The organism is Pseudonocardia sp. 2-7, from assembly GCF_056341085.1.
The window spans coordinates 1,326,898-1,348,149 of the sequence record NZ_CP094507.1 but is presented as its reverse complement, the minus strand read 5'-3'; the positions used below and the strand labels follow the sequence as shown (position 1 = coordinate 1,348,149).

20 protein-coding genes are annotated in these 21,252 nt (G+C 74.0%); 13 read left to right on the top strand and 7 right to left on the bottom strand.

Translation table 11 applies throughout. The annotated features are described in order from the left end of the window. Window positions 1-8: 8 nt before the first annotated feature. Window positions 9-767 carry a GntR family transcriptional regulator gene (locus MTO91_RS06790; RefSeq protein WP_405418808.1) on the bottom strand — a complete coding sequence of 253 codons (759 nt, stop codon included), beginning with the start codon at window positions 765-767 and terminating at the stop codon, window positions 9-11. Between the two features lie 147 nt (window positions 768-914). On the opposite strand from MTO91_RS06790, the gene MTO91_RS06785 reads away from it, so the two are divergent. Genes MTO91_RS06785 through MTO91_RS06775 form a run of 3 tightly spaced genes read left to right on the top strand, consistent with a single transcriptional unit; the run spans window position 915 to window position 3,802 of the window. Continuing rightward, on the top strand, window positions 915-1,547 hold the full coding sequence (locus MTO91_RS06785) for a class I SAM-dependent methyltransferase (RefSeq protein WP_224403286.1): 633 nt from the start codon (window positions 915-917) through the stop codon (window positions 1,545-1,547). A gap of 9 nt (window positions 1,548-1,556) precedes the next feature. Continuing rightward, window positions 1,557-2,798 (top strand): FAD-dependent oxidoreductase, encoded by a 1,242-nt coding sequence (locus tag MTO91_RS06780; protein WP_476654066.1) that lies wholly within the window; start codon window positions 1,557-1,559, stop codon window positions 2,796-2,798. A 32-nt stretch (window positions 2,799-2,830) separates the two neighbouring features. Further along, window positions 2,831-3,802 (top strand): asparaginase, encoded by a 972-nt coding sequence (locus tag MTO91_RS06775; protein WP_405418811.1) that lies wholly within the window; start codon window positions 2,831-2,833, stop codon window positions 3,800-3,802. Window positions 3,803-3,811: 9 nt separating this feature from the next. Here the strand turns inward: MTO91_RS06775 and MTO91_RS06770 are convergent, their stop codons facing one another. Beyond that, window positions 3,812-4,789, bottom strand: a complete 978-nt coding sequence (locus MTO91_RS06770; protein ID WP_251786833.1) for a helix-turn-helix transcriptional regulator — start codon at window positions 4,787-4,789, stop codon at window positions 3,812-3,814. 203 nt (window positions 4,790-4,992) lie between these two features. Between MTO91_RS06770 and MTO91_RS06765 the strand changes: the two genes are divergently transcribed. After that, the gene (locus MTO91_RS06765; RefSeq protein WP_251786832.1) at window positions 4,993-5,322 is read left to right on the top strand and encodes a putative quinol monooxygenase; all 330 of its coding nucleotides are present in this window, start codon (window positions 4,993-4,995) and stop codon (window positions 5,320-5,322) included. A gap of 22 nt (window positions 5,323-5,344) precedes the next feature. Here MTO91_RS06765 and MTO91_RS06760 read toward each other — a convergent pair whose 3' ends face one another. The 3 genes from MTO91_RS06760 to MTO91_RS06750 form a co-directional block, all read right to left on the bottom strand. Then, the gene (locus MTO91_RS06760) at window positions 5,345-6,349 is read right to left on the bottom strand and encodes a TerC family protein (protein ID WP_405418813.1); all 1,005 of its coding nucleotides are present in this window, start codon (window positions 6,347-6,349) and stop codon (window positions 5,345-5,347) included. Between the two features lie 109 nt (window positions 6,350-6,458). Next, window positions 6,459-7,358 (bottom strand): SCO6745 family protein, encoded by a 900-nt coding sequence (locus MTO91_RS06755; RefSeq protein ID WP_251786830.1) that lies wholly within the window; start codon window positions 7,356-7,358, stop codon window positions 6,459-6,461. Between the two features lie 18 nt (window positions 7,359-7,376). Further along, complete coding sequence (locus MTO91_RS06750; RefSeq protein ID WP_476654065.1) at window positions 7,377-8,687, bottom strand: SLC13 family permease; 1,311 nt, start codon at window positions 8,685-8,687, stop codon at window positions 7,377-7,379. A 206-nt stretch (window positions 8,688-8,893) separates the two neighbouring features. On the opposite strand from MTO91_RS06750, the gene MTO91_RS06745 reads away from it, so the two are divergent. The 4 genes from MTO91_RS06745 (at window position 8,894) to MTO91_RS06730 (ending at window position 13,372) form a co-directional block, all read left to right on the top strand. Next, window positions 8,894-10,171 (top strand): NAD(P)H-dependent oxidoreductase, encoded by a 1,278-nt coding sequence (locus tag MTO91_RS06745; protein ID WP_476654064.1) that lies wholly within the window; start codon window positions 8,894-8,896, stop codon window positions 10,169-10,171. Then, window positions 10,168-10,857, top strand: a complete 690-nt coding sequence (locus tag MTO91_RS06740) for a GntR family transcriptional regulator (RefSeq protein WP_476654063.1) — start codon at window positions 10,168-10,170, stop codon at window positions 10,855-10,857. Before MTO91_RS06745 ends, MTO91_RS06740 begins: the two co-directional genes overlap by 4 nt. A 65-nt stretch (window positions 10,858-10,922) precedes the next feature. Further along, window positions 10,923-12,206 carry an MFS transporter gene (locus MTO91_RS06735; RefSeq protein WP_405421557.1) on the top strand — a complete coding sequence of 428 codons (1,284 nt, stop codon included), beginning with the start codon at window positions 10,923-10,925 and terminating at the stop codon, window positions 12,204-12,206. A gap of 689 nt (window positions 12,207-12,895) precedes the next feature. Continuing rightward, window positions 12,896-13,372 carry a MarR family winged helix-turn-helix transcriptional regulator gene (locus MTO91_RS06730; RefSeq protein WP_073575442.1) on the top strand — a complete coding sequence of 159 codons (477 nt, stop codon included), beginning with the start codon at window positions 12,896-12,898 and terminating at the stop codon, window positions 13,370-13,372. 27 nt (window positions 13,373-13,399) lie between these two features. Here the strand turns inward: MTO91_RS06730 and glpK (MTO91_RS06725) are convergent, their stop codons facing one another. Both glpK (MTO91_RS06725) and MTO91_RS06720 read right to left on the bottom strand, forming a co-directional pair. Beyond that, window positions 13,400-14,917, bottom strand: coding sequence for a glycerol kinase GlpK (glpK, locus tag MTO91_RS06725; protein WP_405418819.1), 1,518 nt, complete (start codon window positions 14,915-14,917; stop codon window positions 13,400-13,402). Beyond that, on the bottom strand, window positions 14,914-15,675 hold the full coding sequence (locus tag MTO91_RS06720; RefSeq protein ID WP_178374095.1) for an IclR family transcriptional regulator: 762 nt from the start codon (window positions 15,673-15,675) through the stop codon (window positions 14,914-14,916). Before MTO91_RS06720 ends, glpK (MTO91_RS06725) begins: the two co-directional genes overlap by 4 nt. A 176-nt stretch (window positions 15,676-15,851) precedes the next feature. Between MTO91_RS06720 and MTO91_RS06715 the strand changes: the two genes are divergently transcribed. From MTO91_RS06715 to MTO91_RS06695, 5 genes are all read left to right on the top strand, one after another. After that, window positions 15,852-16,715 carry an MIP/aquaporin family protein gene (locus MTO91_RS06715; protein ID WP_405418820.1) on the top strand — a complete coding sequence of 288 codons (864 nt, stop codon included), beginning with the start codon at window positions 15,852-15,854 and terminating at the stop codon, window positions 16,713-16,715. Window positions 16,716-16,775: 60 nt separating this feature from the next. Further along, a complete protein-coding gene (gene glpK, locus MTO91_RS06710; RefSeq protein ID WP_405418822.1) occupies window positions 16,776-18,293 on the top strand; it encodes a glycerol kinase GlpK in 1,518 nt (505 codons plus the stop codon). Window positions 18,294-18,423: 130 nt separating this feature from the next. Next, on the top strand, window positions 18,424-20,136 hold the full coding sequence (locus tag MTO91_RS06705; protein ID WP_476654062.1) for a glycerol-3-phosphate dehydrogenase/oxidase: 1,713 nt from the start codon (window positions 18,424-18,426) through the stop codon (window positions 20,134-20,136). Between the two features lie 16 nt (window positions 20,137-20,152). Next, the gene (locus tag MTO91_RS06700) at window positions 20,153-20,473 is read left to right on the top strand and encodes a hypothetical protein (RefSeq protein ID WP_476654061.1); all 321 of its coding nucleotides are present in this window, start codon (window positions 20,153-20,155) and stop codon (window positions 20,471-20,473) included. Between the two features lie 93 nt (window positions 20,474-20,566). Further along, complete coding sequence (locus MTO91_RS06695; protein ID WP_476654060.1) at window positions 20,567-21,160, top strand: DinB family protein; 594 nt, start codon at window positions 20,567-20,569, stop codon at window positions 21,158-21,160. The last annotated feature ends 92 nt before the right edge of the window (window positions 21,161-21,252 follow it).

Below are 21,252 nucleotides of genomic sequence, written 5' to 3'. Positions count from 1 at the left end.
GGTACCTCTCATCCTTCGGTGTCGCGGCCGGACACGATGGCGTCCAGACGCAGGGGATCCCCGGGCCGGAGCCGGCCGAGGAGGTCGATGTCGCACCTCGCCTCCCGTGCCGCCCAGAACGCGGAGAGCTCGCCCCGGTCGGCCGACCAGGCCGCGTGCAGGCCCTCCTGGCCGCCGTCGATGTGGGCCAGCACGAGACGGCCGAGCTCGTCGGCGTCGCCGTCGGCCAGTGCCTGCACCATGCCCCGGTGCTCGTCCTGCACGCGCTCGTAGGCGCCGGTGCCGTGCACGTAGAACCGGGAGTAGGGCTCCAGGCGGTGGTAGAGCTGGGAGATCAGCTCGTAGCGCAGCGGCAGCCGGGCGAGCCGGTACATGTCGAGGTGGAAGGCCAGGTTGGTGCGGGACCACTCGGCGGCGCCGGTCCGGGCGACCTGGTCCATGTCGCCGGCCATGCCGTCGAACCGCGCGACGTCGCGCCGGGACACCCGGTCCGCGACGTGCGGGGCGAAGCTCGGCTCGACCATGCGCCGCAGGTCGTAGATCTCGTCGATCTCGGCCAGGTCCAGCTCGGTGACGAAGGTGCCGCGGCCGGCCTCGCTGCGCAGCAGGCCCTCGCCGACCAGGGTGCGCAGCGCCTCCCGCAGCGGGATGCGGCTGACGCCGTAGCGGTCCGCGAGCTCCTCCTGCACCAGCCGGTGGCCGGGCGGGTACACGCCTTCCACGATCGCGCGACGCAGGGCGTCGACCAGCGGATCTTCCGGTGCCATGTGCTCTGTATACGGTGGATACAGCGTGTACGGAAGCCCCTCGGCGCTCGCTTAACAGGAACGACACCGACCGACACACGCCCGTCGCCGGGTGACCCGGATCGCCCGGACATGACCGGGACCGCGCGAACGGCCACGATGTACCGCATGGGCCGACCCGACCACGCCGTCTTCCTCAAACGCTCGTTCTCGAAGATGGACCAGCTCGCGACCCCGTTCCTCACCGGACGGCGACTGTGCCGCCAGCTCGCCGCCGTCGTCCCGCGCGGGACGAACGGCGTCGTCGTCGAGCTCGGCGCCGGACCGGGGGTGCTCGCCGAGCCGATCCGCGAGCGGCTCGGGCCGCACGCGCGCTACCTCGCGATCGAGATCGACTCCGAGCTGGTCGCGCACCTGCGCCGGCACAAGCCGTGGCTGGAGGTCGTGCAGGGCGACGTCGCCGACCTGGACCGGATCCTCGACGAGGCCGGCATCACCGAGGTCGACGCGTTCGTCTCGACCCTGCCGTGGGCGGTGTTCCCGCAGACCCTGCGCCTGCAGGTCATGGGCACGATCGCGCGCCGACTGGTCCCGGGCGGGGTGATGAGCATGATCATCACCTGGATGGCGCTGCCGAACCGGGTGCGGGTGCTGCGCGACCTGCTCGACACCCACTTCGACGAGGTCGTGGAGACCGCGACCGAGTGGCGCAACCCGCCGCCCGCCCGCACCTTCCTGTGCCGCCGACCGCTCCCCCAGTTCAACTCCCTCGATGGACAAGACACTCGATCGGCGAGCTAACATGGTCGGGTGACCGCGGAACGGACGATCGTCGCGGGCGGTGGCCCCGGCGGCATGCTGCTCGCCTACCTGCTGGCCCGGGCGGGCCTGCCGGTGACACTGCTCGAACGCCACCGGGACTTCGACCGCGACTTCCGCGGCGACTCCCTGCACCCGTGGACGCTCGAGCTGTTCGACCGGCTCGGGCTCGCCGGACGCCTGCTGGAGCAGCCGCACGTCCCGGCCCGGCGGTTCCGCTTCCGCACCGGTCGCGGGACGGTCACCACCACCGACTACGGCCTGCTCGACACCCCCTACGACTACGTCGCGCTCATGCCGCAGGCCCGGTTCCTCGACGTCCTCGCCGCCGAGGCGGCGACCCTGCCGACCTTCGAGCTGCGCACCGGCGCCGCGGTGAACGGCCTGCTCGGCGCCGGCACCGCCGACGACCCCGTCCGCGGGGTGACCCTGCGGTCCGGGGAGCGGATCGACGCCGGGCTGGTCGTCGCCGCCGACGGCCGGTTCTCCCGCCTGCGCACCCTCGCCGGCCTGACCGCGGAGTCCCAGGGGGCCACCACCGACCTGCTGTGGTTCGCCCTGCCCCGCCACGACGACGACCCGCCCGACGCCGCCGTCGACCTGTTCCTCGGCACCCGCAGCTACGTCGGCCTGCTCGGCGGCGAGGACCGCTGGCAGGTCGGCCTGTCGCTGCCCAAGGGCGGCTATCCGGCGCTGCGCGAGGCCGGGGTGGAGCACGTGCGCCGCGAGGTCGCCGGGCTGGTGCCGTGGCTGGCCGGCCGGGTCGGTCTGCTCACCGACCTCGACGACGCCACGCTCCTGTCGGTCGACATCTCCCGGGTCCCGGACTGGCACCGGCCCGGTCTGCTGCTGATCGGCGACGCCGCGCACGTCATCTCCCCCGTCGGCGGCAACGGGATCCTGATGGCCCTGCAGGACGCGCTCGCCGCGGCGAACCACCTGGTGCCCGCGCTGCGGGCGGGCACGGTCGGCACCGCGACGCTCGCCGCGGTCCAGGCCGAGCGGGAGCCCGCGATCGTGTCCGTGCAGAGCCGACAGGTCCGCATCGAGCGGGGCGTCGCACGGGCCCGCGAGCGCGGCCGCACCATCGCCCCTCCCGCGTTCGTCCGGCTGCTGATGCGCCTGCCCGCCGTGCGGCGGCGCTCGGCCCGGGACAACGCCTACGGTCCCGTCCCGGTGCATCCGACGCCGGAGCTGGCACGGGAGCTGGGTCTGGCCCCGGTCCCCGCCTGAGCGTCCGCCGCGGCGGACGTAGCGTCGGCCGCATGAGCACACCCGGCACCGTCCCACCCGTCCTGGCCGCCGCCGTCCCGCTGGCCGTCGTGGAGCGGGAGGGCACGGTGGAGTCGGTGCACCTGGGCACCGTCGCGGTGCACCGCCCCGGCGGCACCGTGACCGGCTCCGGCGACCCGGACGTGGCGTTCCTGCCGCGCTCGGCGCTCAAGCCGGTGCAGGCGGTGGCGATGCTGCGGGCCGGGCTGGACCTCGACGGCGAGCTGCTCGCGCTGGCCTGTGCCTCGCACTCCGGCGAGCCCGGCCACGTCGACGGCGTGCGGCGCATCCTCACCGGTGCCGGGCTCGACGAGGCCGACCTGGACAACACCCCGGACCTGCCGCTGGGGCCGGCGGCCGCGGCGGCCGTCCGCGCGGCGGGGTCGGGACCGTCGCCGGTGCTGCAGAACTGCTCGGGCAAGCACGCCGCGATGCTCGCCGCCTGCGTGGCCGCGGGGTGGCCGACGGCCGGCTACCGCGACCCCGCGCACCCGTTGCAGTGGCTGGTCCGGGAGACCGTCGCCGAGCTGACCGGGGTGCCGGTCGACCTCACCACCGTCGACGGCTGCGGCGCCCCGCTGTTCGGCACCACCCCGGCCGGGCTGGCCAGGGCCTTCGCGATGCTGGCGACGGCCGCACCGGACACCCCCGAGGGGCGGGTCGCGGCCGCGGTCCGCGCGCACCCGTGGTGGGTCGGCGGCACGGACCGGCCGGTGACCCGGTTGGCCGGCGCGGTGCCGGGCCTGGTCGTCAAGGACGGAGCCGAGGGTGTGCTGGCGGCCGCGCTGCCCGACGGGCGGGCGTTCGCCGTCACCGTGCTGGACGGGTCGCCGCGGCCGCTGCCGGTCGTCGCCCGCGCCGTGCTGGAGTCCCTCGGCACCGGGTCCGACGCGCTCACCGCCGCGACCCGCACCGACGTGCTCGGCCACGGCACGCCCGTGGGCGCGGTCCGCGCCGTGGGCTGAGCGGTCCGGTCAGCCGCCGCCGTTCGCGCGCGCGTGGTCCGCGGCCCGCCCGAGGCGGGCGGCGACCGCGTCGAGGTGCTCCACCAGCTCGACCGGCTCGACCACCTCGAAGTCGACGCCGAAGAAGCACAGCCACACCGCCAGCGACTCCAGGGTCCAGGCCCCGGCCGCGAGCTCGCAGCGGTCCCCGCCGAGGTCGGTCACGATCCCCGACGCCGGGGTGACGTGCTCGGCGATCCGCTCCGCCGGGGCGTGGAACACGATCCGCGCCCGGTGCGGGTAGGCACCCGAGGAGATACCGCGCTGGGCGAACGCGGCGAGCCCGCCCTCCGGTTCCGGGCGCGGGACGAAGCGCGGCCCGGCGGGCAGCTTGGGCCGCATCCGGTCGACCCGGAAGGTGCGGCGGTCGTCGCGGCCGGTGTCCCAGGCGACGAGGTACCAGCGGCGCCCGGTGTGCACGAGACCCTCGGGTTCGGCGACCCGGCGGGTCTCGGTCCCGTCCCCCGCGACGTAGTCGAACCGCAGGACCTCGTGGTCGCGGCAGGCGGCGGCCAGTGCGGACAGCACGTCCGCGTCGACGGTCGGGCCGCGCGCGGCGAGCGTGGACGTCGCGGTGCCCAGCGCGGCGACGCGGCGGCGCAGCCGGTTCGGCAGGACCTGCTCCAGCTTGGCCAGGGCCCGGACCGAGGTCTCCTCGATGCCCGAGACCGACCCGCCCGCGGCGGTCCGCAGCCCGACCGCGACGGCGACGGCCTCGTCGTCGTCGAGCAGCAGGGGTGGCAGCGCGGCCCCGGCGCCGAGCCGGTAGCCGCCGGTCACCCCGGGTGTGGAGTGGACCGGGTAGCCGAGGGTGCGGAGCTTGTCGACGTCGCGGCGGACGGTGCGCACGTCGACGTCGAGGCGCTCGGCCAGGGCGGGCCCCGTCCAGTCGCGCGGCACCTGCAGCAGCCCGAGCAGGCGCAGCAGCCGCGCCGATGTCCCCATCACGACGACCAGTGTGCCGCCGATTCCGGTCCGATCCTGTCCTGGATGGCGGCGGGTGGATCGGAGTGGACCGGAACCACGGCATCCGAGGAGATCGTCGGCACCGCCTCCGGTGCGGAGGGACGGCCCCGGCGACGCCGCCCGGCCCGCCGGCCGAGCCCGCCCCGGCCCCGCGACGCCGGGAGCGGCCGTCTACGGTCGCCGCCGTGGAGACGAGCGAGCGGGTCGGCCGGTACGTGCGGATGGTGGCCCTGGAGGGACAGGGGACCGAGCTGGCGGGCGCGCTGCTCCGCGTCGCCGACGACATGGCCGCCCAGCCCGGCTGCCTCGCCTACGTCGTGAACGCCACCCCGGACGAGCCCGACGTCGTCTGGGTCACCGAGATGTGGTCCGACGCCGCGTCGTCGGAGGCGGCGCTGAGCCGCGACATCGGCGAGAGCGGCCTGGGCGACGTGCTGGCGCTGCTCACCGCCCCGCCGGACTACATCGAGGTCACCCCGCTCGGCGGGCCCGGCCTGGCCGGCCTGCCCGGCTGAGCGCCGGGCCGGCCGGACCGGCTCAGTCGCGCTGCTCGGAGCGCTCCTTGCGGGCACGCAGCGACCCGGCGTGGGCGGTCATCGACGGGTCGTTGCGCGTCTTGATCAGGCTCGCGACGGTGACCACGGCGAGGATCCCCAGGATCACGACCAGGCTGGCCATGGTCGGGATCTCCGGGACGGCCGGGTTGATGTCGACGTGGGCCCAGTGCAGGACCAGCTTCACCCCGATGAAGCCCAGGATGACCGCCAAGCCGGTCGAGAGGTAGACCAGGCGGTCCAGCAGGCCCTTGACCAGGAAGAACAGCGCCCGCAGGCCGAGCAGGGCGAAGGCGTTCGCGGTGAAGACGATGAACGCCTCCTGGGTCACGCCGAACACCGCGGGGATCGAGTCGAGCGCGAACAGCAGGTCGATGCCGCCGATCGAGACCAGCACGATGAACATCGGGGTGGCGACCCGGCGGCCGTTGTCCCGGGTGAACAGCTTCCCGCCATCGTACTCCTCGGTGACCGGGAAGAGCCTGCGCGCGCCCTTCACGACCATGTTGTCCTCGATGTCGGGGTCCTCGTCCTTGTGCCGGTAGAGCTGCACGGCGGTCCACAGCAGGAGCAGACCGAAGACCAGGAACATGAACGAGAACAGGTTCAGCAGCGTCGCCCCGACCGCGATGAAGATCGCGCGCATGATCAGGGCGAGCACGATGCCGAAGGTCAGCACCTTGTGCTGGTGCTCCTCCGGCACCGCGAACGTCGTCATGATCACGACGAAGACGAACAGGTTGTCGACCGACAGGCTCTTCTCGACGATGTAGCCCGTGAAGTACTGGGTGCCGAAGTCCCAGCCGTGGATCGTCGCGAACACCAGCCCGAACGCGATCGCGACCAGGATGTAGAACACCGACCAGGCGGTGGCCTCCTTGAATCCCACCCGGTGCGGCCGCAGCCAGCCCAGGACGAGGTCGAACGCGAGCAGCGCGATGATCACGCCGATCGTGACGGCCCATTCGAGGTCGCTGATCTCGAGCACCGGGGTCCTCCTGCAGGTCACCACACCGACCACGATGGTCGGTTGCGGAGCGCACCATATCGGGCAGTCAGGACACCGCGCCCGTCCTGAGGCCGGGCGCGGAGTGCGATCAGCCCTTCGGACGCGCCGCGAAGACCCCCTCGGCGGGGAACGCCCCGTTCGCCAGGGCCGTCCGGACGAACGCCCCGCCGAGCTCCCCGAGCCGCGTGGCCCCGTCGGCGCCGAGCGCGGACCACGGGGCGGCGCCGAGGCGGTGGGTGTCGTTCTCGATCCGCTTGCGCAGCGCCGTGCCCTCCTCGGTCAGGACCGGTTCGACGGCGTCGTCCCCGGCCGTGTCGGCCGGCTGCAGCAGACCACGGTCCGCGAGTCCGGCGACGGCGGCGTTCCACTCGGCGGCCGACCAGCCGCGGCTGCCGCGGGCGAAGGCCACGGTGAACCCGGTGCCCGTCGCGGTCGCGGTCACCAGCGCCTCCAGCCCGGACAGCCCGGCCTCGACCAGGAGCGCGATGTGCCCGTCGCCGCGGTGCTCGCGCAGGATCGACAGCGCGTGCCAGAGGACCAGGTGCGGCGCGGTCGGCCAGGGCACGTCGAGGTGGCCGGCGGCGAGCGGGCGCCCGTCGGGGGTGACGGCCCCGGCCGCGGTCCGGGCCAGCCCGGCGGCCTCGGCCATCTCGGGCGAGGCGACGGCGTCGTCGCCCAGGGTGCGGCGCAGCGAGGCGTCGGCGACGGCGAACCGCACGTCGAGCAGGTCCGGTGCGGACACCAGCTCCCACGCCCGCGGGACCGACTTCGCGACCAGGCGCGGGGAGAAGTTGTAGAACGTCGCGGTGACCACCGAGGCGCCGACCGCGCCCATCGGTGCGGCCCGCGGGGCGAAGTAGCTCATCCGGCCCGGCTCCAGCCCGGCGGCGGTGTAGGCCGGTTCGCCCTCGGGGGCGAAGTAGACCTGGGAGTGCAGCGGTTCCAGCCCACGGGCGAGGCGCCCGGCGGCGACGGCGGCGTCGTTCATGCCCGGACGTTAACCCGTTCAGAGCACCCCGGGCAGTACGAGCAGTGCCCAGGCCAGCAGCGGACCGACCAGCACGACCACGCCGGCGTAGGCGAGCATCTGCCGGTAGAAGCGGTCCCGGTCGACGTCGGCGGGCGCGTTGGCGAGCACCAGCGCCCCGTTCGTGGAGAACGGGCTGACGTCGACGACGGTCGCGGCGACCGCGAGCGCCGCCACCATCCCGACCGCGGACACCTCACCCTGCTGCAGGATCGGCAGGGCGAGCGGGATCGCGACGCCGAGGATCGCCACCGAGGACGCGAACGCCGAGAGCACGCCGCCGACGTAGCAGAGCAGCAGCGCCGCGAGCAGCGGTGCGCCGATCCCGCTGATCCCCGAGGAGACAAGGTCGACCGCACCGGCCTCCAGGAGCACGCCGACGTAGGTGACGACACCGCAGATCAGCAGGACGGTGGACCAGGAGATCCTCCCGACGACGTCCGGGCGGCGCGGGGCGACCAGCCGCAGCACGATCGCGACGGCGAGCGCGACGACGCCGACGTCCCAGCCGAACGCGGCGGAGCCGACGGCCATGAGCGCGATGCCGGCCAGCGTGATGCCCTGCTCCAGCCCCACCCGGCCGGCGACCGGGGCCCCGGTCACGGTGCCGGCCGCGGCGCCGCTCCCGGCCCCGGTGCCCCCGGCGGGGGCGGCGTCGGCGTCCGGAGCCTCGACCGGGTCGACCGTGCGCCCGACGAGCGACCGGCCGCCGAGCACCAGGAAGATCACGACGGCGATCACGACGTTGACCACGAGCGGGGTCAGGAACAGCGCGATCGGGTCGCTGGGCAGGCCCACGCCCGCCATCGTCGAGTTCACGAACGCGCCGTAGACGGTGATCGGCGAGAACGCCCCGCCGAGCGCGCCGTGCACGACCATCATGCCCATGAGCAGCAGGTTGATGCCGTAGCGCCGGGCGAAGGGCATCGCCAGCGGTGCGACGATCGCGACCGCGAACAACGCCCCGAGCCCCGAGAGCCCGCACGAGATCGCGAAGAACACGAACGGCGCGAGCACCAGCCGTCCGCGGACGGCCCGCATCGCCCAGTGGACGATCAGGTCGACGGTGCCGTTGGCCGTCGCCAGCGCGAACAGGTAGGTCAGCCCGACGAGCAGCAGGAACAGGTCTCCGGGGAAGCCCGCGAGGACGTCGTCGAGGCTCAGCCCCAGCACGCCGATCCCGACCGCGGTCGCGCCCAGCAACCCCAGTGCGCCGAGGTTGACCGGCATCGTCGTGGCGATCACGAACATGACCACCAGCACGGCGATCGCGATGATCTCGGGCCCCATCGGCCTCGCTCCTCGGTGTCGACCGGCCCGGACGGCGGTGACCGGGCCGGTCGACACCGTGACAGATCACCCACATCGTGAGCAAGCGACCACATCGCGGCGTTCCACAGTCTGGTCAACCATTGACAGTCGACCGTGCACCGGCGCACGGTGCGATCGTCGGCCACAGCGGGGTGGCACGGCGGCGCGGCGTGGAGGGGCACCGGATGGGTCTGTTCGAGACGATGCAGCAGCGCTCCACACCGGTCCGGGCCGGCGTGATCGGTGCGGGCACGTTCGCGACGATGTTCCTGCACCAGGCGGCCCGGGTGCCGAACCTGCAGGTCAGCGCCGTCGTCGACCTCTCGGAGGAGCGCGGCCGCGCCGCGCTGGACACCGCCGGGCTCACCGGGACCCGGGTCGCGACCTCGGTCGACGCGGTGCTCGGGGCCGACGACGTGGACGTCGTCGTCGAGGCGACCGGCTCCCCCGTCGCGGGCGCCGCGCACGCGCTGGGCGCGATCGAGGCCGGGCAGCACGTCGTGATGGTGACCGTCGAGGCCGACGTGCTCGTCGGTCCGGTGCTCGCGGCCCGCGCGGCCGAGCGGGGCGTGGTCTACACGATGGCCTCGGGCGACCAGCCCAGCCTGATCTGCGAGCTGGTGGACTGGGCGCGGACCAACGGCTTCGCTGTCGTCGCCGCCGGGAAGGGGACCAAGTACCTGCCGGAGTACCACCGCTCCACGCCGGAGACGGTGTGGGGGCACTACGGGTTCACCCCCGAGCACGCGGCGGGGTCCGGGCTGAACCCGGTCATGTTCAACTCCTTCCTCGACGGCACGAAGTCCGCGATCGAGATGGCCGCCGTCGCGAACGCGACCGGCCTGCTCCCGCCGGAGGACGGGCTCGCCTTCCCGCCCGCGGGCACCGACGACCTGCAGCGGGTGTGCATCCCGCGCGAGGCGGGCGGGGTGCTGGACCGGACCGGGACGGTGGAGGTCGTGTCGTCGCTGCACCGCGACGGGAGCCCCGTGGACCGGGACCTGCGGTGGGGCGTCTACGTGACGCTGGAGGCGCCGAGCGACTACGTCGCGGGCTGCTTCGCGAACTACGGGCTGCGCACCGACCCCTCGGGCCGCTACACCGCGATGTACCGGCCGTACCACCTCATCGGGCTGGAGCTGGCCCAGAGCGTGTGCGCCGCGGGGGCCCGCGGCGCGGACTCCGGGCTGCCGCGGGGCTGGGTGGCCGACGTCGTCGCCACCGCCAAGCGCGACCTGGTCCCCGGGGACCGGCTCGACGGCGAGGGCGGCTCGACCGTGCACGGGGTGGTCCGCCCGGCCGCCGCGGCCCGGACCGGCGGTTTCCTGCCGATCGGGCTGGCCGACGGTGTCACGCTGCGGCGCGCCGTCGCCGCGGGCGCCCCGGTGACCCGCGACGACGTCGAGCCGGTGACCGGGTCCGGTGTCGCCCACCGGTTGCGGGCGGAGCTGGAGGCCGGGTGACCAGCCCGACGCCGGAGGTCGGGGACCTCGCCGCCCATCCCGGCCTCGGCGACGCGGCGGCCGACCGGGTGCGGGGCCTGATCCTGTCCGGTTCGCTGCGCGACGGTGACCGGCTGGTCGAGCGCGAGCTCGCCGCGCGGCTGGGGATCAGCCGCGGCCCGGTCCGCGACGCGCTGCGCAGGCTCGACGCCGAGGGGCTGGTCGTGCTGCTCCCCCGCCGCGGCGCCCGGGTCGCGACGCTGACCGCCGACGACGCCGAGGAGATCATCGCGCTGCGCGCCGCGACCGAGCCGCTGGCCGTGCGGGCCCTGGCCACGACCGGATCGGCGGAGCACGCCCGGGAGCTCGGCCGGATCGTCGACGACCTGCACGCCGCCTGCGCAGCGCGGGACAGCGCCGCCGCGGTGACCCTGGACTTCGCACTGCACCGCCGGATCCACGAGCTCTGCGGACGACGGCGCCTGCTGCACACCTGGGAGACGATCTCGGCCCCGCTGCAGCACGTCTTCCGGCTGTCCCGCGACCTCTACGACGACCTGGGCGACATCGCCGACAGCCACCGCTCGCTGCTCGACGACATCACCTCCGGCGACCCGGCCCGCGCCGAGGCCGCCGCGCGGGCCCACGTGACCCGCTTCGGACCGGAGCTGCTGCGGCGGATGCCGCGCGAGGAGGGGGACCAGTGACCGAACCGGACGCATCGACCGGACCGGGGGCGACGAGGGGGCCGGACGCGGAGACCGCACCGACCATGTCGGCGCAGCGCATCGCCGTCGCCAGCTTCATCGGCACCGCGATCGAGTTCTACGACTTCTACATCTACGGCACCGCCGCGGCCCTGGTCTTCGGCACGCTGTTCTTCCCCGACCTCGACCCCCTGGTCGGCACGCTGGCGGCGTTCGCGACCTTCGGCGTCGGGTTCGTCGCACGCCCGGTCGGCGCGGTCGCCTTCGGGCACTTCGGCGACCGGGTCGGCCGCAAGGCGACCCTGGTGGTCTCGCTGCTGACGATGGGCGTCGGCACCGTCGCGATCGGACTGCTGCCGACGTACTCGACGATCGGGATCGCCGCGCCGGTACTGCTGGTGCTGTGCCGGTTCCTGCAGGGCTTCGGGCTCGGCGGCGAGTGGGGCGGTGCGGTCCTGATGGCCACCGAGCACGCGCCCGAGGGACGTCGCGGACTCTATTCGAGCTTCCCGCAGGTCGGCCCGGCGGTCGGGTTCATCATCGCGAGCGGGGCGTTCCTCGCGCTCTCCGCCGCCCTGACCGACGCCCAGTTCGCCGCCTGGGGCTGGCGGGTGCCGTTCCTGGCCAGCGCGGTCCTGGTGGTCGTCGGGCTCTACATCGGGCTGCGGATCGCCGAGACCCCCGTGTTCGAGAAGGCGATGCGCGAGCAGGAGCGCGAGAAGGCGCCGGTCGCCGAGGTGGTGCGCCGTCAGCCCCGGTCCCTGCTCCTCGCGACCGGCGGAATGATCATCACCCACACGATCTTCTACACGGTCACCACGTTCAGCCTGTCCTACGGCACCTCCGAGCTCGGTCTGTCCCGGACGACCCTGCTGGTCGCGGCCATGGTCGCGGCGGCGGTGATGGGCGTGGCGACCCCGGTCCTCGCGGTGCTCTCGGACCGGGTCGGACGGCGCCGGGTGTGTCTGTGGGCCTGCATCCTGGCGGTGCTGTGGGCGTTCCCGCTGTTCTGGCTGCTCGGGACCGGTGACGGGGTCCTCATCGCCGTCGGCTTCTCGGTCGCGATGATCGCCTTCGCCGGTGTGTTCGCCCCGATGGGCGCGTTCCTGCCGGAACTGTTCGCGACGCGCTACCGCTACACCGGCGCGTCGATCGGCTACAACGCCTCCAGCATCGTCGGCGGCGGCATCACGCCACTGCTCGCCACCAGCCTGGTCGCCGCGACCGGCGCGTCCTGGCCGGTGTCGCTGCTGATCGCCGGACTGGCCGCCGTGTCGGGCCTGTGCGTGTGGGGCCTGCACGAGACCCGCACCGCCGACCTGACCGACGCCGGGGCGTTCACCCGCTGACCGCCCATCCCACCTTCACCGACGGCGCCCTCCGGCCGGGCGCCACGATCGCGAACCGCTCAGCGGAATCCGCAGTGGTGGACCGCCCGGTCTGCTACCGCTTCCCCATGCGGCGCGACACCTCCCACGACACCTCCCACGACATGCTCGGCGGACCCGACCGGAGGTCCCGGGGTATCGCTGTTCCGCGAATTCGCTTACTGGGTAAGCGAATTCGCGGGAAGGGGTCGTCGGATCCGGCCGGCGGCTCCGACCCCGACCCCGGCTCCGACCCCGGCTCCGCCCGGCCACGCGGCGAGGACCGGTCGACCGTCGCGTCGGGTGGGGAGGTCCGCGGAACTCGCTTACCCGGTAAGCGAATCCGTCCGGACTCCACTCCGGGGAGCCCGCTCCCCGATGGCCTCGGATCATCGGAGGCCGTCCGAGACGTCGGAGTCACCGGGGCAGCCGGAGACACCGGGGCCGCCGGGGCCGCCGGGGACATCGGGGCCGCCGGGGACACCGGGGCCGCCGGGGGCACCGGGGCCGCCGGGGCCGCCGGGGACATCGGGGCCGCCGGGGACACCGGGGCCGCCGGGGGCACCGGGGCCGCCGGGGCCGTCGGGGACATCGGGGCCGTCGGACGGGACACGCGCGCGTGGCGGACGGAGGCGGAGGAGGACCGCCGGATCCGGGCCGAGACCGCGGAGGTGCTCGGACCGCTCCTCGCCAGGGCGGAGCTGCTCGGCTTCTACCGGATCCGGTCCGTCGCCGAGCGGTTCGGGCTGACGGTGCACGAGTACACGGTGCTCGCCGAGCTGCTGCTCGCCCGTCGGGCCATGACCGGCGCGGAGGTCGCGGAGACCGTCGGGCTCGCGACCGGAGGCACCACCCGGCTGCTCGCGCGGCTGGAGGAGCGCGACCTGATCGAACGCGAGCCGGATCCCGAGGACGGTCGCCGGCTGCTCGTCCTGGCGTCCGCCCGGGCCCACGAGATCCTCTGGGAGGACGTGACCGACACCGGCGCCCGGCGGATCGTGACCGGTGTCCCCGGGGAGTGGATCGACTGGTTCGCGCCGGTGACCGGGCGGATCCTCGACGTCGCCGTGCGCCGGTTCCAGGAGATGCGGGACCACCAGTACCGGGACCGGGTCCGACGGCGTCGGCAGCGGGCGGCAGAACGCTGAGGCGTCCGCGGCACGTCCCCGCGAGGCTCAGTCCGGGCGCGCCCACCCCGTGCTCCGCTGCACCGCCCGCTTCCAGTTGTCGTGCTCGCGGCGGCGCAGGCCGGGGTCCATCGTCGGCTCCCAGGCGGCCGCCCGGTGCCAGTTGCGGCGCAGTACCTCCGGGTCCGGCCAGTAACCGACGGCCAGGCCGGCCGCGTACGCCGCGCCGAGCGACACCGCCTCCGAACCCAGGGGACGTTCCACCGTGAGGTCCAGGACATCGGCGACGCACTGCATGAGCAGGTGGTTCGCGGTCATGCCGCCGTCGACCTTCAGGCGGGTGACGGGCAGGCCGGAGTCGGCGTTCATCGCGTCGAGCACCTCACGGGTCTGCCACGCGGTCGCCTCCAGCACCGCGCGGGCGAGGTGGCCGCGGTGGATGTAGGAGGTCAGGCCGACGATCACGCCGCGGGCGTCGGGGTACCAGTGCGGGGCGTAGAGACCGGAGAAGGCGGGGACGACATAGCAGCCGCCGTTGTCCGGGACGGTCAGTGCGAGCGTCTCGATCCGGGCCGCCGTGGAGATCATGCCCAGCGCGTCGCGGAACCACTGCACCAGCGAGCCGGTCATCGCAATCGAGCCCTCGAGCGCGTAGACCGGCCGGTCGCCGAACAGGTAGCCGACGGTCGGGATCAGGCCGGCCTCGGACCCGGCGATGCGGGAGCCGGTGTTCTTCAGCAGGAACGCACCCGTGCCGTAGGTGCACTTCGCCTCGCCGGGCGCGAAGCAGGTCTGGCCGACCAGCGCCGCCTGCTGGTCGCCGAGGGCACCGGCGACCGGCACACCGTCCAGCAGACCGGAGCACCGGCCGTAGACGCGGGCGTTCGGCACGATGGTCGGCAGCATCCCCCGCGGCACCCGCAGCGCCGAACACAGCGCGTCGGACCACTCCAGCGTGCGCAGGTCCATCAGCATCGTGCGGCTGGCGTTGGTGACGTCGGTGACGTGCACGCCGCCGTCGGGGCCGCCGGTGAGGTTCCAGATCAGCCAGGACTCCATCGTCCCGAACAGGACCTCGCCGCGTTCGGCGCCGTCGCGCGCACCCGGCACGTGGTCGAGCAGCCACTGCAGCCGCGGTCCCGCGAAGTACGTCGCCGGGCCGAGCCCGCTGACCCGGGCCCAGCGGGCGGCGTCGGCGTCAGCGGCGAGACCGGCGACGATGTCGGTGGTCCGGGTGTCCTGCCAGGTGATCGCCCGCGCGAGCGGGACCCCGGTGCGGCGGTTCCAGACGACCGTCGTCTCGCGCTGGTTCGCGATCCCGAGCGCGACCACGTTCTGCGGCCCCAGGCCGGCGCGGCGCAGCGCGGCGGGCACGACCCGGGTCACCGCGCGCCAGATCTCCGAGGCGTCGTGCTCGGCGCGGCCCGGGCTCGGGAAGTGCTGCCGGTGCTCCCGCTGGGCGACCGCGACCATCCGGCCCGAGCGGGTGAACAGCAGGCAGCGCGTCGACGTCGTCCCCTGGTCGATCGCGGCGACCACCCGCTCCCCCGGCGACAGGCCGCTCACGTCAGTCCCTCCAGCCCGTCGGCGATCTCGGCGGCCGCGGCGACGAGCTCGACGACGACCTCCGGGCGAGCGCGGCCGTCCGCGGCGAACAGCTCCTCGACCGGGGCGCCGATCCCCAGCGCCGCAACGGTCAGCCCGCCCCCGCTGCGGACCGGCACCGCGAGCCCGCCGGCGCCCGGCTCCCAGCCGCCGGCGTCGGCCGCCCAGCCGCGCCGCCGCGTCGCCGTGATCTCCCGGGTCAGCGCCGCCGGGTCGGTCACGGTCGCCCGCGTGTAGGTCTCCAGCGGCTCGACCGCCCGCACCGACGCCGGCGCGAAGGCCAGCAGGCACCGCCCCCACGCCGTCGCGTGCAACGGCTGGGTGGTGTTGGTCCGCAGCCGCTGCGGTGTGTCGTCCGGCCGGAACACGTGGTGCACCAGGTCGACCCCGGCCCCGTCGGCGGACGGCACTCCCAGGTACACCGCGCAGCCGGTGCCCGCCGCCAGCGCGTCGGCCCAGTTCATCGCCCGGGCGCGCAGGTCGTGCCGGTCCCACGGGGTGCCCAGCCGCCCCAGCCCCTCGCCCAGCAGGTAGCGGCCCGACGACGACTCCTGCGCCACCAGCCCCTCCTCGCGCAGGGTGCGCAGCAGCCCGTGCGCGGTCGGGCGCGGCAGGTCCAGGGCCGCCGCCAGCTCGGCCAGCGCCAGCGGGCGCCCCGCACCGCCGAGCAGCCGCAGCAGCGCCGCCGCCCGCTCCACCGACTGGATCGCCCGTGCCACGCAGCGATCGTAGGCCGTCCGGACGCTCCGCGGACTGGATCATGGACCGATCGACCCGCAACGTTCGGCATCGTCGAACGATCCTCGTTGCCCACGACCGCGAGCACTCCTAGCGTCCCACGTCACACAGCGGGGCCGCCCGGTCCCGTGAGGGGGACTCACCAGGAGGGGGTTCGATGACGAGCTCCGAGAACACCGCGGCCGATCCCGCACCCGCGGAACGGACCGCACGGGCGACCCCGTCGGCCGCCCCGAAGGCGCCGTCGCTGATCGGCGAGCTGAGCGCCGAGTTCGCCGGGACGATGATCCTGATCCTGTTCGGCGTCGGCGTCGTCGCGCAGGTCGTCACCACGCCCGACGGCTCGAAGGGCGCCTACGACTCGATCGCCTGGGCCTGGGGCTTCGGCGTGATGCTGGGTGTCTACGTGGCGGGCCGGATCTCCGGCGCCCACCTGAACCCGGCCGTCACGCTGGCCTTCGCCGTCTACGAGGGCTTCCCGTGGCGGAAGGTCGCGCCGTTCGTGCTGGCCCAGACCCTCGGCGCGTTCGTCGCCGCGCTGATCGTCCGGTTCGTCTACGCCGACTTCATCCGCTCGGTCGACCCGAACCTGACCGACACCCAGGGCATCTTCTCGACCTCCCCGGGCGACCCGACGACGATCACGACGGCGTTCTTCGACCAGGTCGTCGGCACCGCGATCCTGGTGTTCGTGATCTTCGCGCTGGTCCACCCGCGCAACAAGGGCCCGCTGTCCAACATGGCGCCGTTCATGATCGGCATCCTGGTCGTGGGCATCGGGATGGCCTGGGGCGCGAACGCCGGTTACGCCATCAACCCGGCCCGCGACTTCGGCCCGCGCCTGGCATCGTGGATCACCGGGTACGAGACCGCGTGGGTCACCGGCGACGGCACGCCGTACTGGTGGCTGCCGATCGTCGCGCCGCTGATCGGCGCCCTCGTCGGCGGCGGCCTGTTCAAGCTGCTGATCGACCGCTACATCCCCGCCGAGGACGCACCGCAGGAGGTCGGGCGGGCCTGACCCGGCCGAACGCCGTCCCCACCGCACCCACGCCCCGATCCCCGCAAGAAGGAGAGCTCAATGGCCGAGTTCGTCGGCGCCGTCGACCAGGGCACCACCTCCAGCCGCTTCATGATCTTCGACCACAGCGGCAACGAGGTGGGTCGCCACCAGCTGGAGCACGAGCAGATCCTGCCGCAGGCCGGCTGGGTCGAGCACGACCCGATCGAGATCATCGAGCGCACCAACACCTGCCTGCAGCAGGCACTCACCAAGACCGGGCTGTCCGCGTCCGACCTGGTCGCGCTGGGCATCACCAACCAGCGGGAGACCACCGTCGTGTGGAATCGGCGCACCGGGCGCCCGTACTACAACGCGATCGTCTGGCAGGACACCCGCACCGACCGGATCGCGACCGCGCTCGACCGCGACGGCCGCGGCGACGTCATCCGCCGCAAGGCGGGCCTCCCGCCCGCCACGTACTTCTCCGGCGGCAAGATCCAGTGGATCCTGGAGAACGTCGACGGCGTCCGCGAGGCCGCGGAGAACGGCGACGCGGTCTTCGGCAACACCGACACCTGGGTCATCTGGAACCTCACCGGCGGCACCCACGGCGGGCTGCACGTCACCGACGTGACCAACGCCAGCCGCACCATGCTGATGGACCTCGAGACCCTCGACTGGGACGACGAGCTGCTCGGCTTCTTCGGCATCCCGCGGCAGATGCTGCCGGAGATCAAGCCGTCGTCGTCGGCGACCGCGTTCGGGACGACCCTCGGAGGGGGCCCGCTCGGTGGCGAGGTCCCCATCACCGGTGACCTGGGCGACCAGCAGGCCGCGACCGTCGGCCAGGTCTGCTTCGCCCCCGGCGAGGCCAAGAACACCTACGGCACCGGCAACTTCATGCTGCTGAACACCGGCACCGAGCTGGTCCGCTCGGAGTCCGGGCTGCTCACCACGATGTGCTACCAGTTCGAGGGCGAGCGTCCGGTCTACGCGCTGGAGGGCTCCATCGCGGTCACCGGCTCGGCCGTGCAGTGGCTGCGCGACCAGCTCGGCATCATCTCCGGCGCCTCGCAGTCGGAGTCGCTGGCCCGCCAGGTCGAGGACAACGGCGGCGTGTACTTCGTCCCGGCGTTCTCCGGCCTGTTCGCGCCGTACTGGCGTTCCGACGCCCGCGGCGCGATCGTCGGCCTGTCCCGGTTCAACACCAACGCGCACCTGGCGCGGGCCACGCTGGAGGCGATCTGCTACCAGTCCCGCGACGTCAGCGACGCCATGACCAAGGACTCCGGGGTGACCCTGGAGACGCTGAAGGTCGACGGCGGCGTCACCCAGAACGAGCTGTGCATGCAGATCCAGGCCGACGTGCTGGGTGTTCCGGTCTCGCGGCCCGTCGTCGCCGAGACCACCGCGCTCGGTGCGGCCTACGCGGCCGGGCTGGCCGTCGGGTTCTGGAAGAACACCGACGAGCTGCGGGAGAACTGGAACGAGGCCCGGCGCTGGGAGCCGACCTGGTCGCAGGAGCAGCGCGACGAGGGCTACGGCCGGTGGAAGAAGGCCGTCGAGCGGACCCTGGACTGGGTCGACGTCGAGTAGGACCACCCGCCCGGTGTCGCCCTCACCACACGTGGGGGCGACACCGGGCACACCCGCGATCGGACGGGTGTTCAGCGGGTAGTCCCCCGGCGGGACAGCACGAGCACGAACCACTCAGGAAGGTCTGATCATGAAATCGGTGGCGCTCTCCCCGGAGGCCCGTACCACGGCGCTGCAGGCGATGGGCGACCGCGAACTGGACGTGCTGGTCGTCGGCGGTGGCGTCGTCGGCGCCGGTGCCGCCCTCGACGCGGCCACCCGTGGTCTGACGACCGGCCTGGTCGAGGCCCGCGACTTCGCGTCCGGCACGTCGAGCCGTTCCTCCAAGCTCATCCACGGCGGCCTGCGCTACCTGGAGATGCTCGACTTCCGCCTGGTGGCCGAGGCACTCCAGGAGCGGGGCCTGCTGATCCAGACCCTCGCGCCGCACCTGGTCCGCCCGGTGCCGTTCGTCTACCCGCTCAAGCACCACGTGTGGGAGCGCTTCTACGCCGGTGCCGGCGTCGCGCTCTACGACTCGCTCGGGCTGCTGTCCGGCCGCGCCCGCGGCCTGCCGCACCACCGGCACCTCACCCGTCGCGGCGCCCGCAAGGTCGTGCCGTCGCTGCGCAAGGACGCCCTGGTCGGGGCCCTGGAGTACTACGACGCCCAGGTCGACGACGCCCGCCACACCATGGAGATCGCCCGCACCGCGGCCGCCTACGGCGCGCACGTGGCGACCCGCGCCCGCGTCGTCGGACTGCTGAAGGACTCCGGCCGCGTGATCGGCGCGACCGTGCAGGACCTGGAGTCCGGGGACCGGTTCGACGTCCGCGCCAAGGAGGTCATCAACGCCACCGGGGTGTGGACCGACGACACCCAGGGCCTCGCCGGCGAGCGCGGCCAGTTCAAGGTGCGCGCGTCCAAGGGCATCCACCTGGTCGTCCCCCGCGACCGGATCCGCGGCGACGCCGGGCTGATCCTGCGCACCGAGAAGTCGGTGCTGTTCGTCATCCCGTGGGGCCGGCACTGGATCATCGGCACCACCGACACCGACTGGGACCTGGACAAGGCGCACCCGGCGGCGAGCGCGGCCGACATCGAGTACCTGCTCGCGCACGTCAACGAGGTGCTCGAGCAGCCGCTGACCCACGAGGACGTCGAGGGCGTCTACGCCGGTCTGCGCCCGCTGCTGCACGGCGAGTCCGAGGCGACCTCGAAGCTGTCCCGCGAGCACGCCGTCGCCACGCCGGTGCCCGGTCTGGTCGTCGTGGCCGGGGGCAAGTACACGACCTACCGCGTGATGGCCAAGGACGCCGTCGACGCCGCCGTGCACTCGCTCGACGCGAAGGTGCCCGCCTCCTGCACCGAGAAGGTCCCGCTGCTCGGCGCCGAGGGCTTCACGGCGCTGCGCAACTCGACCCACCAGCTCGCCGCGCGCAGCGGGCTGCACCCGGTGCGGATCGAGCACCTGCTCGGCCGGTACGGCTCGCTGATCGACGAGGTCCTCGATCTGCTGATCGCCGACCCGACCCTGGCCGAGCCGCTCACCGGCGCCGAGGACTACCTGCGGGCCGAGGTCGTCTACGGCGCCTCGCACGAGGGGGCGCGGCACCTGGAGGACATCCTCGCCCGCCGCACCCGGATCTCGATCGAGACCTTCGACCGGGGCGTGGGTGCCGCCGAGGAGACCGCGATCCTGGTCGCCCCGGTGCTGGGCTGGAGCGACGAGCAGATCGCCCGCGAGGTCGACCACTACGTCAAGCGGGTCGAGGCCGAGCGGGAGAGCCAGAAGATGCCCGACGACGCCACCGCCGACGCCGCCCGCCTCGGCGCGCCGGACGTGGTGCCGGTCAGCGGCTGAGCGCCGCCGCCATCCCGTGAGCGAACCCGAGCGGACCCCGGACGGGCGGTACATCGTCGTCCGGGGCCGCCGGTGGCGCGCCACCGACCCGACGATCCCCGACGACGTGCGGTCCGCGCTGCAGCAGCACCTCGGGAACGCCCGCGCCGAGGTCGGGGCCGGCAGGCGGACCGGCGACGACGAGCGCGTCGCCGCCGCCCGGACACGGGTGTCCGCGGCCAAGCACGGCCTCGGCGAGCGCGGCACCCCCTGGTGGGAGCTGGACGACGACGCCCGCCGGGAGCGCTGGGAGACCGCGCTGCACGACCTCGGCGACCGCCCCGCCGGCAGTTCCTGATCGAGGACCGGATCCGTCCGCGATCGGTCCTATCGTCGTTCCCGTCGGACCGGGACGGCCCCGGTCCGCGGACCCCGAGAGGCGGCCCCGGAGATGAACGCCACCGACGAGAAGCAGGCCCTGACCGGCGAGCGTGCCGAGCTGATCGCCACCCTGGAGCGGCACCGCGGCTTCCTGCTGCAGACCGCCGACGGGCTGACCGAGGAGCAGGCGCGCACCCGCAGCACGGTGAGTGCGCTGACGATCGCCTCGCTGCTCAAGCACGTCGCGGACACCGAGGAGCAGTGGTTCCGCTTCGCCGTCGAGGGTGCCGCCGCGTTCGGTGACGTCGAGGTCTACAACGACTCCGTCGACTGGGACGCCGTCGACGCCGAGGCCGGCGCGAACGGCGGTGACTGGTCCGCCTCCGGCGAGGAGTGGGTGGACACCCGGTTCGTCCTGGCCGACCACGAGACCCTGGAGTACCTGCGGGCCCGGGTCGAGCAGGTCGCCGCGCGCACCGAGGAGGTGCTGCGGACCGCGGACCTGGACTCCTCGCACGCCCTGCCGGTCGCGCCGTGGTTCGAGCCGAACACGTCCTGGTCGGTCCGCCGGGTCGCGATCCACGTGCTCGCCGAGACCAGCCAGCACGCCGGGCACGCCGACGTCATCCGCGAGGCGATCGACGGCGCGCGGACGATGGGCTGAGCCGGGCGAACGGCGCCGCACGGATCCCGGGCGGGTTCGACGCGGTCGTGCCGACCCGCCCGCCACCGGTTCCGCGGCGACCGCCACGGGCC

Bases quoted from the DNA above. Each gene is read 5' to 3' on its own strand.
- MTO91_RS06705 (WP_476654062.1), top strand. From the start codon at position 18,424: ATGAAATCGGTGGCGCTCTCCCCGGAGGCCCGTACCACGGCGCTGCAG.
- MTO91_RS06735 (WP_405421557.1), top strand. From the start codon at position 10,923: ATGTCGGCGCAGCGCATCGCCGTCGCCAGCTTCATCGGCACCGCGATC.
- MTO91_RS06785 (WP_224403286.1), top strand. From the start codon at position 915: ATGGGCCGACCCGACCACGCCGTCTTCCTCAAACGCTCGTTCTCGAAG.
- MTO91_RS06750 (WP_476654065.1), bottom strand. From the start codon at position 8,687: ATGGGGCCCGAGATCATCGCGATCGCCGTGCTGGTGGTCATGTTCGTG.
- MTO91_RS06745 (WP_476654064.1), top strand. From the start codon at position 8,894: ATGGGTCTGTTCGAGACGATGCAGCAGCGCTCCACACCGGTCCGGGCC.
- MTO91_RS06775 (WP_405418811.1), top strand. From the start codon at position 2,831: ATGAGCACACCCGGCACCGTCCCACCCGTCCTGGCCGCCGCCGTCCCG.
- MTO91_RS06790 (WP_405418808.1), bottom strand. From the start codon at position 767: ATGGCACCGGAAGATCCGCTGGTCGACGCCCTGCGTCGCGCGATCGTG.
- MTO91_RS06695 (WP_476654060.1), top strand. From the start codon at position 20,567: ATGAACGCCACCGACGAGAAGCAGGCCCTGACCGGCGAGCGTGCCGAG.
- MTO91_RS06715 (WP_405418820.1), top strand. From the start codon at position 15,852: ATGACGAGCTCCGAGAACACCGCGGCCGATCCCGCACCCGCGGAACGG.
- MTO91_RS06755 (WP_251786830.1), bottom strand. From the start codon at position 7,358: ATGAACGACGCCGCCGTCGCCGCCGGGCGCCTCGCCCGTGGGCTGGAA.
- glpK (WP_405418822.1), top strand. From the start codon at position 16,776: ATGGCCGAGTTCGTCGGCGCCGTCGACCAGGGCACCACCTCCAGCCGC.